Annotated in this window: 15 protein-coding genes; 6 read left to right on the top strand and 9 right to left on the bottom strand. The window is 67.4% G+C overall.

The genetic code is table 11. The features are described 5' to 3' along the window. The first annotated feature begins 44 nt into the window (after window positions 1-44). Both ACFHYQ_RS06250 and ACFHYQ_RS06255 read left to right on the top strand, forming a co-directional pair. On the top strand, window positions 45-1163 hold the full coding sequence (locus ACFHYQ_RS06250) for a Leu/Phe/Val dehydrogenase (RefSeq protein ID WP_394300106.1): 1119 nt from the start codon (window positions 45-47) through the stop codon (window positions 1161-1163). A gap of 149 nt (window positions 1164-1312) precedes the next feature. Then, window positions 1313-1552 carry a DUF3073 domain-containing protein gene (locus ACFHYQ_RS06255; protein WP_394300107.1) on the top strand — a complete coding sequence of 80 codons (240 nt, stop codon included), beginning with the start codon at window positions 1313-1315 and terminating at the stop codon, window positions 1550-1552. A gap of 246 nt (window positions 1553-1798) precedes the next feature. Here ACFHYQ_RS06255 and purM read toward each other — a convergent pair whose 3' ends face one another. Both purM and purF read right to left on the bottom strand, forming a co-directional pair. Then, window positions 1799-2824, bottom strand: a complete 1026-nt coding sequence (gene purM / locus ACFHYQ_RS06260; protein ID WP_394300108.1) for a phosphoribosylformylglycinamidine cyclo-ligase — start codon at window positions 2822-2824, stop codon at window positions 1799-1801. Continuing rightward, complete coding sequence (gene purF / locus ACFHYQ_RS06265) at window positions 2821-4257, bottom strand: amidophosphoribosyltransferase (RefSeq protein ID WP_394300109.1); 1437 nt, start codon at window positions 4255-4257, stop codon at window positions 2821-2823. The genes purM and purF overlap by 4 nt, the downstream gene beginning before the upstream one ends. 165 nt (window positions 4258-4422) lie before the next feature. On the opposite strand from purF, the gene ACFHYQ_RS06270 reads away from it, so the two are divergent. Continuing rightward, the gene (locus tag ACFHYQ_RS06270; RefSeq protein WP_394300110.1) at window positions 4423-4971 is read left to right on the top strand and encodes a DUF4190 domain-containing protein; all 549 of its coding nucleotides are present in this window, start codon (window positions 4423-4425) and stop codon (window positions 4969-4971) included. 4 nt (window positions 4972-4975) lie between these two features. On the opposite strand, the gene ACFHYQ_RS06275 is transcribed toward ACFHYQ_RS06270, so the two are convergent. From ACFHYQ_RS06275 to ACFHYQ_RS06290, 4 genes are all read right to left on the bottom strand, one after another. Then, window positions 4976-5416: a sterol carrier family protein gene (locus ACFHYQ_RS06275; RefSeq protein ID WP_394300111.1), complete on the bottom strand. Its 441-nt coding sequence runs from the start codon at window positions 5414-5416 to the stop codon at window positions 4976-4978. A gap of 70 nt (window positions 5417-5486) precedes the next feature. Next, window positions 5487-6011: a type II toxin-antitoxin system VapC family toxin gene (locus ACFHYQ_RS06280; RefSeq protein WP_394300112.1), complete on the bottom strand. Its 525-nt coding sequence runs from the start codon at window positions 6009-6011 to the stop codon at window positions 5487-5489. After that, on the bottom strand, window positions 6004-6822 hold the full coding sequence (locus ACFHYQ_RS06285; RefSeq protein WP_394300113.1) for a hypothetical protein: 819 nt from the start codon (window positions 6820-6822) through the stop codon (window positions 6004-6006). The genes ACFHYQ_RS06280 and ACFHYQ_RS06285 overlap by 8 nt, the downstream gene beginning before the upstream one ends. Window positions 6823-7053: 231 nt before the next feature. Continuing rightward, window positions 7054-8454 (bottom strand): MFS transporter, encoded by a 1401-nt coding sequence (locus ACFHYQ_RS06290; RefSeq protein WP_394300114.1) that lies wholly within the window; start codon window positions 8452-8454, stop codon window positions 7054-7056. Window positions 8455-8473: 19 nt separating this feature from the next. Here ACFHYQ_RS06290 and ACFHYQ_RS06295 point away from each other — a divergent pair, with 19 nt between their 5' ends. Next, on the top strand, window positions 8474-8974 hold the full coding sequence (locus tag ACFHYQ_RS06295; protein WP_394300115.1) for a hypothetical protein: 501 nt from the start codon (window positions 8474-8476) through the stop codon (window positions 8972-8974). An 86-nt stretch (window positions 8975-9060) separates the two neighbouring features. Here the strand turns inward: ACFHYQ_RS06295 and ACFHYQ_RS06300 are convergent, their stop codons facing one another. After that, a complete protein-coding gene (locus ACFHYQ_RS06300; RefSeq protein WP_394300116.1) occupies window positions 9061-9333 on the bottom strand; it encodes a winged helix-turn-helix domain-containing protein in 273 nt (90 codons plus the stop codon). A 128-nt stretch (window positions 9334-9461) separates the two neighbouring features. Here ACFHYQ_RS06300 and ACFHYQ_RS06305 point away from each other — a divergent pair, with 128 nt between their 5' ends. After that, window positions 9462-9788: a hypothetical protein gene (locus ACFHYQ_RS06305; RefSeq protein ID WP_394300133.1), complete on the top strand. Its 327-nt coding sequence runs from the start codon at window positions 9462-9464 to the stop codon at window positions 9786-9788. Further along, window positions 9764-10021: a DUF397 domain-containing protein gene (locus tag ACFHYQ_RS06310; protein WP_394300117.1), complete on the top strand. Its 258-nt coding sequence runs from the start codon at window positions 9764-9766 to the stop codon at window positions 10019-10021. The genes ACFHYQ_RS06305 and ACFHYQ_RS06310 overlap by 25 nt, the downstream gene beginning before the upstream one ends. Before the next feature lie 36 nt (window positions 10022-10057). On the opposite strand, the gene ACFHYQ_RS06315 is transcribed toward ACFHYQ_RS06310, so the two are convergent. Both ACFHYQ_RS06315 and ACFHYQ_RS06320 read right to left on the bottom strand, forming a co-directional pair. Further along, on the bottom strand, window positions 10058-10288 hold the full coding sequence (locus ACFHYQ_RS06315; protein WP_394300118.1) for a hypothetical protein: 231 nt from the start codon (window positions 10286-10288) through the stop codon (window positions 10058-10060). A gap of 465 nt (window positions 10289-10753) precedes the next feature. Then, the gene (locus ACFHYQ_RS06320) at window positions 10754-10891 is read right to left on the bottom strand and encodes a hypothetical protein (protein WP_394300131.1); all 138 of its coding nucleotides are present in this window, start codon (window positions 10889-10891) and stop codon (window positions 10754-10756) included. Between the last annotated feature and the right edge of the window lie 8 nt (window positions 10892-10899).

The following is a 10899-nucleotide window of genomic DNA, read 5'->3' on the forward strand; positions in this document are numbered from 1 at the left end:
CGCCGCACGGAGGCGGCGAACAGAGGCGATCAGGAGTCACCATCGTGACCGACGTCTTCGGGCTCTCCCACAAGGACGCCAGCCCTGCCAAGGACGCGACCCCCATCCAGCCGGTGAAGCACGAACAGGTCGTTTTCTGCTCAGACGAGCGCAGCGGCCTGAACGCGATCATCGCGATCTACAGCACCGCCCTCGGGCCGGGACTCGGCGGCACCCGGTTCTACCCCTACGAGAGCGAGCAGGCCGCGCTCGCCGACGTGCTCAACCTCTCCCGTGCCATGGCGTACAAGAACGCGCTGGCCGGACTCGACCTCGGCGGCGCGAAGGCCGTCATCATCGGCGATCCGGCGGCCTGCAAGAGCGAGGCCCTGCTGCGGGCCTACGGCAGGTTCATCCAGTCGCTCGGCGGCCGCTACTACACCGCCTGCGATGTCGGCACCTATGCCGAGGACATGGACATCGTCGCCCGCGAATCCTCCTACGTCGTGGGGCGGACCCCCGAGCACGGCGGAGCCGGAGATTCCTCCATCCTCACCTCCTTCGGGGTCTTCCAGGGCATGCGGGCCGCGACCGAGCACGTGTACGGAACCTCTTCGCTGAACGGACGCCGGGTCGGCGTCGAGGGGCTCGGCAAGGTCGGGCACCGCCTCGTCGACCACCTGGTCGAGGACGGCGCCGAGGTGGTCGTCTGCGACGTGTCCGAGCAGGCGGTCGAGCGGGTGCGGCAGCGCCACCCGTCGGTCGAGGTCGTCGCCGACACCGCCGCGCTGACCGCCGCCGACATCGACGTCTACGCGCCGTGCGCCCTCGGCGGGTCGCTCGACGACGCGACCGTCCCCCAACTCAAGGCCAAGATCGTGTGCGGCGCGGCCAACAACCAACTCGCCCACCCCGACGTGGAGAAGCAGCTCGCCGAGCGGGGCATTCTCTACGCCCCCGACTACCTCGTGAACTCCGGCGGCGTCATCCAGGTGGCCGACGAGATCGAGGGCTTCGACATGGCCAGGGCCCGCGCCCGGGCCGCCCGGATCTTCGACACCACACTCAAGATCTTCGAGATGGCCGACGTGGAAGGCGTCCCTCCGGGTGCCGCAGCGGATAGGCTGGCAGAGCGAAGAATGTCGGAAGTAGGTCGGCTGAGGGGCATTTGGCTCGGACGTTGACCAGCGCCACTCGTACGACGTACCGAGCGGCGCACAAACCAGGTACGGTAATAGGCGAGTGAGAGACTGGCGCCTGAAGTCAGTGCGTCAGTGCGCGGTGCGTTAGTGACGAGGGGTCGGGCACGGCCCCGCATGAGGGGGTCGAGCCAATGGGGCGCGGCCGAGCAAAGGCCAAGCAGGTCAAGGTCGCCCGTCAGCTGAAGTACAACAGCGGCGGAACGGATCTTGAGCGCCTGCGCGCGGAGCTCGGAGTCGTGGACGAGGACGATTCCGGCCGCAACAAGGAGCATGACCCTTACGAAGAGCTGGCCAGTCGGTATGCCGACTACGCCGTCGACGATGACGACGAGGGCGAGGGCGACACCAGCGAGCGTCGTGGGCGCCGTTGATCCGTTTGTGAGTGCCAAGTGAGCCGTCCGGCGGGGGGAACCCCGCCGGACGGCTCACTTGCCTGCACTGACAGTCAGTGATCCCGCCGCGTACCAGGGGTGCCAGGGGTGTCTGGAGTTCCAGGGCGCGCGTCAGGCGGGATGCCGCGTGAGACGGGGTGCGCGTCAGAGGCGCGAGCCGGACACGCTTCGGGGCATGCCCACGCAGGGAACGGTTCCGTACGGAACTGTTCCCCTGCGGGGACATCAGCGGAACCTGGCCTGCCCGGTGCCGGCGACGATCTCGCCGAGCATCCAGGTGGGCACGCCTCTCCCGGTCAGCAGCGCCATCGCCTCGTCGGCCCGCCCGGCGGGGACGATCGCGCACATCCCCACGCCCAGGTTGAACGTCCGGTCCATCTCCACCTGCGGGACCTTGCCATGTCCGGCCAGCACCTCAAAGATCGCCGGAGGCGTCCACGAGCCCCGGTCCAGGAGGGCGTCGGCGGTGCCGGGCAGGGACCTGGCCAGGTTGGCGGCGAGCCCGCCGCCGGTGACGTGGGCCAGGGCGTGCACCTCGGTCTCCCGGATCAGGGCGAGGCAGTCCAGGGAGTAGACGCGGGTCGGCTCGAGCAGTTCCGCACCCAGCGTCCTGCCCAGCTCGGGCAGCTCCTGCTCCAGATCGAGCCCGGCCGTCGATATGACATGCCTCACAAGGGAGTACCCGTTCGAGTGGACCCCGGTGGAGGCCAGGCCCAGCACGACGTCGCCCGGCACGACCCGGTGGGGGCCGAGCAGCTCGTCGGCCTCGACCACTCCGGTGCCCGCGCCGGCCAGGTCGTACTCGTCCGGGCCCATCGCGCCGGGGTGCTCGGCCGTCTCACCGCCGACCAGCGCGCAGCCGGCCAGGCGGCAGCCCTCCGCCACGCCGCCGACGATGTCGGCGATGCGCTCGGGCACGACCTTGCCGCACGCGATGTAGTCGGTCATGAAGAGCGGCTCGGCCCCGCACACCACGAGGTCGTCCACGACCATGCCGACGAGGTCGATGCCGATCGTGTCGTGCTTGCCGAGCCGCTGCGCCAGCAGCACCTTGGTGCCGACACCGTCGGTGGAGGTTGCCAGCAGCGGCCGCCGGTAGCGCAGGAACGCCGAGGCGTCGAAGAGCCCGGCGAAGCCGCTGGCGTCGTCGACGACCTCCGGCCGGCGGGAGCGGGCGACCCGCGACTTCATCAACTCGACGGCGCGGTCACCGGCCTCGATGTTGACGCCGGCCGCGGCGTAGCTGGTCATCGCTGGGCCTCCAGTACGAACTTGCCCACTCTGTCGTCCTCGATCGGAATGGGATACTCACCGGTGAAGCAGGCCCGGCACAGCCGGTCGGCGGGCAGCGTGGTCGCCCGCGTCAGCCCCTCGAGCGAGATGTAGCCGAGCGAGTCGGCGCCGAGGGAGTGCCTGATCTCCTCCACCGTAAGCGATCCGGCGATCAGCTCTGCCCGGGTCGCGAAGTCGATGCCGTAGAAGCAGGGCCAGCTCACCGGCGGCGAGGAGATCCGTACGTGGACCTCGGTGGCGCCCGCCTCGCGCAGCATCTTGACGATGGCGCGCTGGGTGTTGCCGCGGACGATCGAGTCGTCCACCACGACCAGGCGCTTGCCCTGGATCACCTCGCGCAGCGGGTTCAGCTTCAGCCGGATGCCGAGCTGCCGGATGGTCTGCGACGGCTGGATGAACGTACGGCCGACGTAGGAGTTCTTCACCAGGCCCTGGCCGTACGGGATGCCGCTCTGCTCGGCGTAGCCGATGGCGGCCGGCGTGCCCGACTCGGGCGTGGGGATGACGAGGTCGGCGTCGACCGGGTGCTCGCGGGCGAGGATGCGGCCGACCTCCACCCGGGTGGCCTGCACGCCGCGCCCGGCGATCGTGGTGTCCGGGCGGGCGAGATAGACGTACTCGAACAGGCAGCCCTTGGGCTCGGCGGCGGCGAACCGCTGGGAGCGCACCCCGCGTTCGTCGATCGTCAGCAGCTCGCCGGGCTCGACCTCGCGAATGAACGAGGCGCCGACGATGTCGAGGGCCGCGGTCTCGGAGGCGACCACCCAGCCGCGCTCCAGCCGGCCCAGCACGAGCGGCCGGATGCCCTGCGGGTCACGGGCGGCGAACAGCGTGGTCTCGGTCATCCAGACCAGCGAGTAGGCGCCCTTCACCTCCGGCAGCAGCTCGGCCGCCACGTCCTCGACCGGACGCGAGCCGTGCTTGGCGAGGAGGGCGGTCAGGACCTCGGTGTCGGTGCTGGCCCTGATGGAGCCCGGCGCGACGCCTTCGGCGAGCTGCGCCGTGTTGATGAGGTTGCCGTTGTGCGCCAGGGCCAGCCCGCCGTCGTCGGTGGAGTTCAGCGTGGGCTGCGCGTTCTCCCAGACGCTCGATCCGGTGGTGGAGTAACGGCAGTGCCCGATGGCGAGGTGACCGCGGAGCGTGCCGAGGATGGATTCGTCGAAGACCTGGGCCACCAGCCCCATGTCCTTGTAGACGAGGATTCGGTTGCCCTCGCTCACTGCGATGCCCGCGGACTCCTGCCCGCGGTGCTGCAGCGCGTAGAGGCCGTAGTAGGTGAGTTTGGAGACGTCCTCCCCGGGAGCCCAGACACCGAAGACGCCACAGGCGTCCTTTGGTGCGTGGTCCTGGGGGTCGAGGTCATGGCCCAACCGGCCGTCGCCCTTCAACACGTACTTGAGTGTATTTGGACAATGACGCTGCTCGGACCCGGGGCTGGTCGAATTTCACCGAAACACTCGACCCTCCTTTGCCGTGTCGCCGCAGGCCCGGCCGTGGTTTTCGGGAGAGCCTGGCCGTTGCGGCAGGCCCCAAAATCACTCACGGAAGGGATCACCGTGTCAACATCCGACGACCCCGACCGCCGTCGACAGCCCGATTCGCAGCCTCCTGAAGGCCCACCGCGAGGGCCGTACGGCCAGCCGATCCAGGGTCCGCCCCAGGGGCCGTACGGGCCGCCGCCTCAGGGGCCGTACGCGCAGGGGCCGTTCGGGGGGTCGCTGCCCCCGCCGCCCTCGGGACCGATGGGACCGGGGGACGGCTGGCCGCCACCGCCGCCGACCGGCGGCGGACTGGGCACGGCCGCCCTGGTGCTCGGCATCGCCGGTCTCGTCCTGCTGCCCGTGTGCGGGATCGGCGCGCTGGTCGCGGTCCCCGGCCTCATCGTCGGGATCGTGGCGACCGTCAAGCGTTCCAACCGGCGACGGGCCGTCATCGGTCTCGCGTTGAGCATCGCGACCCTGGTCCTCGCGGTGCTCTTCGCTGTGCTGTTCAGCAACTGGCTCCGGGACACGGGCCTGCGCGAATGCTTCGATCCCGTGCTTTATCCGGACCAGGAGTCCATGCAGCACTGCGTCGAAAGCAGGCTCGGCGGCGCGAAGGACTAAGGAGCTACCGCAGCGGCAGGTGGTCGGACAGGTCGGCCCTGGCGCCGCTGGCGGAGATCCGCCCGGCGGCCGCCGCCTCGGCCCATGAGAGCCTGCCCGTGGCCATCTCCAGCCACGTCCGAGGGTCGGTCTCGATGACATTGGGCGGGGTGCCCCGGGTGTGCCGCGGCCCCGCCACGCACTGCACGGCCGCGTACGGCGGCACCCGCACCTCCACCGACCTCCCGGGAGACCGGGCGGCCAGTTCGGCCAGCAGGTGCCGTACGGCGAAGCGTGCGGCGTCCCTGACCGGCGTCAGGCCGGCGTCGTAGGCGGCGAGCACCGCACGGGCGCACGCGCCCGGCACGCCGCCGGCCGGGCCGTCGAACGGCGGCTCGCCCAGCTCGGCGAGTTGGGCGTCGAGCGCTACACGAACCTTCTCCGGATCCAGTCTCCGCGGCGGCATCCGCCCATTCTCCCGGATGCCCGGCGCAGAGGGCCTTCTCCTCGTCGCCACGCGCATCTCCGCGCCGGCTCTACGGTTCAGGCTCTTCGAAGGGTAAGGGCTCTGGCCACACGACCTCGGGTCTGATGACCTCCATGCCGTCTACCGCCATCCCGATCGGGAAACCTTCGTCGTGGGTCATGAAGTAACGGCACTTGGCGCGCAACGCCGCCGCGAGATGGAGGGCGTCAGCGGACTTGAACGGCTTGGAGCCCTGATGGAAACGGCCGTACTCCTCCCGCAGCCTGAGCGCCTCCCGGACCAGAAATCGGTCGATGTCCACCCAGAGAGTTTGCGGGGAGGTGAACCAGGTGCCGAGCATTTCCGCCACCCGTGGCGAACGAGCGCTGCGCTCACGGGTCGATCCGTTGATGAGGACTTCTGCCTCGATCAAAGGTGACACGGCCATTCGCGCGTACCCGACTTCGATGCCTTCGAAGACCGCTTTGGCGGACAGCCAGCGGGGTTGCCCTGTCTTCTTGTGAAGAGCTTCGTTGCGCGTGATCAGATCGAGGTACATATCAGAGTCGGGGTAGATCAGCGGGCAGTCACGCACGTCGTGCCTCCCGCAGATAGTCATCCACGCTTTGCCCGCCCAGCCACTCCGGGTCACTCTCCAGAACGTGCGATACGGGTGCTCTGCTGGAATCATCCTCAGGCAGGCCCTCCAGATGCTCGATCTGGATCCGGACGACCTGTCCGCGTTCGTTCCGAGTCACCATGCCACGGGCCAGGACGCGGTGCCGCCAGAATTTCTCCACCGTCTCCTGCATATCGGTGGACAGATGGCCGGTCACAGCCCGCCGAGTCAACGGGTCGAACAGGCCGACAACGATCAGGCCTTTGGCTGCCCGGCGCGCGCTCATCGCATCCAGCCAACCGGCCACCGATCCGAGTGACCTCTGCGTCCCCGTCACGGCCGACCTGGCATGTTGCCGCACCATCTCCGATACCGGATAGTGCGGGCCGACCTTGCCGTTCACGGTCGCCACCGACACCTCTTGAAGCCCTCGCCCGGGCTCGCCGATCTTCAGTAGGCGTTCGACGGTCCCTTCCGTGTAGTACTGGGGAACTTCGGCCACATCCTGGAGTCTCTGAACTCCGGTGACCAGGGCATTAACCGGGATGAGCAGAGACGGCCACTCGCGTCGACGCGATTCACGCGCTGTTATCTGGATGACCAACTCTCCGCGGCGCTGGGCCATGGATTGAACGACCCACTCGGGGCGGGCACTCCTCTTCCACTGATACACCCGGTCGATCTCGTCGAGAGCATTCTTGACCTGTGCAAGCGTGTCAGTGAGCCGTAGGACGTCCACACGTTCGGCACCTTCGCGCAGTCGGACTTCCAACGCGTTCATACCCATGGGTTCACCGTAGCCGTGCCGGAGTGGGACAGCCATGAGCCGAGGCCGTCCCGTGGTTTGCGTCATTTGCTATCACCAGCGTTCGGATCGGTCCTGGGACGACGCCCAGGGATGACCCCAATTGACGCTGCTACGGCCCACGTCTTTCCACAGATTTGACCTAACCTTTAGATGGTGTTCGATAACCGAAGGTGACCATTGCGCCAGCGGTGCCTACCTCTCTGCCGAGGCTCAGGCGACTGGTTCGGCGACGGCGGCGGGTTCGGGGGTCTCGAGGCTGGAGGTACGGGCCCGGCGGAGGGAGTAGAGGCTGACCGGGACGCCGACCAGCACGATCACGGCCGCGATGAGCAGCGTGAACTGGTACGCATCGAGGAAGCGGTGCATCGGCGTCCCGGTGACGGCGCTCTGGCGGCTGCTCATGATGGCGCCCAGGATCGTGATGCCGAGCAGGCCGAAGACCTCGCGGGAGACGTTCAGCACGCCGGAGGCCACGCCCGCCCGGGCCGCGGGCATCGCGCCGAGCACGACGTTGGTCAGCGGGACGAGCAGCCCGCCGCCCGCGCCGTACAGCAGGAACCAGGGGAGCAGGTCGAGGTAGCCGCCGCCCTCGCCGACGGTCGACACCATGGCTACGGCGCCCGCCATCACGGCGAGACCGATCGCGACCGTGCGGGCGTCGCCCAGCCGCTCGGCGATCCGCGGCGCCAGCACGGCGCCGACCGCCATGAGCAGTGCCATCGGGACGAAGCCCGCGCCCGCCTCGGTCGGGGAGAAGCCGAGCGCGCTCTGCAGATAGATCGCGGTGAAGAAGTAGACGCCGAACACGCCGAACGCCCACAGGCCCATCGAGAGCAGGCCCCCGCTGAAGATCCGCTCACGGAACAGGCTGAGGTCGATCATGGGCCGTGCCGTACGGGACTCGACGACTCCGAACGCGATGGCGGCGATCGCGGCGACCGCGAACGAGCCGAGGATCGGGGTGGAGGTCCAGCCGCGCGACCCGCCCTCGATCAGCGCGTAGGTGAGCGCGAACAGCGCGACCGCCGAGGTCCCCAGGCCCGGCAGGTCGAGCCCAGCGAGGCCGGTGTGGGGGGTGTCCGTCGCGCGGGCGACCCGGATCGAGCGCAGCCCGACCAGGGCGGTGACCGCGCCGATCGGCACGTTGATCAGGAAGATCCAGCCCCAGTGTGCGCTCTCGCTGAGCAGGCCGCCGGTGAGCGGGCCGACCGCGAGGGCCAGTGCGCCGACGGCGCTCCAGATGCCGATGGCCATCCCGCGCCCGCGCGGGTCCGGGAAGAGCTTCGGCAGCAGGGCCAGGGCCGCGGGCGTCACCAGGGCCGCGCCCACCCCCTGCAGGGCGCGGGCCGCGATCAACGTCTCCTGTCCGCCCGCCAGGCCGGCCGCGACCGACGCGAGCGTGAAGAGCGCGAGGCCGGCGAAGAACGTGGTGCGGGCGCCGAGGACGTCGGCCAGTCGCCCGCCGACGAGCAGCAGTACGGCGAACACCAGGATGTACGCGCTGACGATCCACTCCAGCCCCGAGATCGTCAGCCCGAGGTCGCGTTGGATCGTCGGCAGCGCGACGTTGACCACATTGTTGGAGATAGGCGCTGGAGACAACGTCAGCATACCTGGCACCATGCGGCACGTGAACAGCCCATCGATCATCGCGCGCTTGACCCAAGGTCAGGGGGCTCTCACGCCCCTAGATCAGGCCGTCTACCTCCGAGAGCTTCACGTCTCGATACGGCAGGCATACGAGGAACTAGGGGCCTCTCTTCAAGCTGCCCTTGCCGTTGCGGTAGATACCGACCTTGAAGGGGCGGCCAAAGCGTTCGGGGTACCCCCGGCGATGCTCGTACAAATGGCTGAGACTCCGGATTTCCCGGACGTCGTTCTCTTGATCGAAGGTATTCAAGCCGCTAGGCGTTTGCGTGATCTCCCCATCGATGCAATCTGTGATGTCCGGGACGCACTAGACATCACCGGGGCCTCTAAGGCCGACGCGGTAGAGATAGCCCGTCTACTGTCCCGGGTAGCCGATCAAGCGCCCATGGACAGCGACATATGGAGCGAGGCGACGCCGCGAGAGCGCATGACGTTCCATCGAGCCGTGACCTACGCCCGTTCGCTGACTGGCGACTCCTAACCCCCGGAACCCCTACGCTTAGACCTAGCCTCTCGGTTGTCTTGCCGACACTTTGAGGTTGTGAGGCCCCCGCTTCGGTGGGGGCTTCACTTGTCTTCGGGATCGATGACCTCAGGAGGCCCGCCCGTGGCGGGATCACTTACGAACGTCCCCTTGCCTCTCACGGTGTATATCTCGTTGGCTGCCCGAAGTTCATCGATGACCCGTTCGGCGGTTCGCTTGGCGATCCCGAACTCTTCGGCCAACCGTGGAGCACCGGGCATGGGGTAGCCGGGGCGATACTCACCCTCTCGGATGCGTCGCCGTATCTCGGCTAGAACCTGCTCCCACTTGAGTTGATCAGGCCGGAAGTGGATCACGATAGGCAACCGTATGTAGCCCCTCCCTAGACCAACTTCCCCCGGGTAACCCGGGATAAGACTAGGCATGAGTAGGTAAGTGCCTCTACTCTCGGTTCTGCCGGCAAGACACACAGGAAGGCAAGGAAATGATCAAGGCCACGGCAGACAGGCGAGAGGGCATCCTGATCACTCTTCGGGATCTTCTCAGGTCGGAAAGGATCAACGTCCGATTCATCCGGCACATCACCTTGCACATGGAAGGGTGGCCGATCTCGGAGGCCGGTAGCGCTGAGTTGGAGGTGTACGGCCAAGGCCGGGAGACGGCAGTAGTCACTCTCAGCCGTGAGGGCACCCGCCTTCACTTCGTGATCAAGCTGCCCAAGTCCGGTGCGACCATCTCACTCTCCGACACGAAGCACCCGCAGACCGCTAGGGAGTGGATCAAGGGATGGGTGAACGGGGGCCAGTCGTGACCCCATGGAGGAAAGCGAAGGAATCAAACTCAACGGGCAATTGCGTTGAATGGGCCATCGCTCCCGATGGCGTGAAGGTTCGGGATTCCAAGCAAGGGAAGCATTCCCCCGTCCTCATGTTCACCTTCTCCGAGTGGACCGTCTTCGTCCGGGCCGTCAAGGCTGGTGAGGCCGACCTGATCCCGTCCTACGATCCCAACCCCGAAGAGGAATGGGTTAGCCTGTTGGGCTGAGGAATCAAATCAATCCCGTCCATGTGCCCCCGGTGTTCACGCACCGGGGGTTTCTTTGTTGGCTCGCATGAGCGCCTTAAGGGTGTCGGTCACCTTCTCCACCATCTTGAGAACGTCGGTTCGCCTCTCCTGTTTGAGCCAGGGCCAGGTGACCCATACGGGAAGACTCAGGATGACGATCACGAGCAAGGGCAGGGTGAGAAGGGCAACGATGATGGCCCGCTGTACGCGATGGGGCTCAGGGATGACTTGCGGGGTGAGAAGCATGGGGACTCACGCATCCTGTGTCGGTCGGAGGGATACGCGGCCCATTATGAGTCTCAGCGGCTGACATAAGGATGCCCGCACGCTCCCAACGAACTACCCCTTTGAGCTACCCCGTTACGCTGTCTGACCAGGTCGAACGCACGTTTTCCACATCCCAAACCAAGTGGTTTCCACAGCTAAACCACACGGGTTCCCCAACCAATCCCCGAAGCTTCCACGGATGGTCCACAGGCCATCCACAGCAACGAGTGATACTTGACATCACGGTAGTAAGCGTGCTTGGACCCTATGAAGATCTCCCCCCGGCATGACACCGGGGGGAGGGGAGGCCGCCCTTAGGCGGCTGACATCGCGGGGGCCATGAAGGTAACCGCCGGAATGACCTTGGTACCGGCCTGCCCAACCTTCGGGAGAGTGGCGACGGCCTGAGCCGTCGCGGGGGCCTTGGAAGCCTTGGGGGCCTTCTCAACCTTCACGGCCTGAGGAGCGCCAGCCGGTGATCGCGCGGTAGCCCGTCATCCCGGCCACGGTCGCCGCCGCGGCCAGGGCGAGCACCGCCGTCACCGGATGGTCCCGTCCTTGATCAGAGCGCCCATCGGTCACTTTCTTGA

The sequence above is a fragment of the Sphaerimonospora cavernae genome, from assembly GCF_042435035.1.
Classification (GTDB): domain Bacteria; phylum Actinomycetota; class Actinomycetes; order Streptosporangiales; family Streptosporangiaceae; genus Sphaerimonospora; species Sphaerimonospora cavernae.

What these genes read in the sequence shown, in the direction of transcription:
- ACFHYQ_RS06290 (WP_394300114.1), bottom strand. Translation starts at nt 8,454, where the DNA reads ATGCTGACGTTGTCTCCAGCGCCTATCTCCAACAATGTGGTCAACGTC.
- ACFHYQ_RS06315 (WP_394300118.1), bottom strand. Translation starts at nt 10,288, where the DNA reads ATGCTTCTCACCCCGCAAGTCATCCCTGAGCCCCATCGCGTACAGCGG.
- ACFHYQ_RS06305 (WP_394300133.1), top strand. Translation starts at nt 9,462, where the DNA reads ATGATCAAGGCCACGGCAGACAGGCGAGAGGGCATCCTGATCACTCTT.
- purM (WP_394300108.1), bottom strand. Translation starts at nt 2,824, where the DNA reads ATGACCAGCTACGCCGCGGCCGGCGTCAACATCGAGGCCGGTGACCGC.
- ACFHYQ_RS06310 (WP_394300117.1), top strand. Translation starts at nt 9,764, where the DNA reads ATGGGTGAACGGGGGCCAGTCGTGACCCCATGGAGGAAAGCGAAGGAA.
- ACFHYQ_RS06285 (WP_394300113.1), bottom strand. Translation starts at nt 6,822, where the DNA reads ATGGGTATGAACGCGTTGGAAGTCCGACTGCGCGAAGGTGCCGAACGT.
- ACFHYQ_RS06275 (WP_394300111.1), bottom strand. Translation starts at nt 5,416, where the DNA reads ATGCCGCCGCGGAGACTGGATCCGGAGAAGGTTCGTGTAGCGCTCGAC.
- ACFHYQ_RS06255 (WP_394300107.1), top strand. Translation starts at nt 1,313, where the DNA reads ATGGGGCGCGGCCGAGCAAAGGCCAAGCAGGTCAAGGTCGCCCGTCAG.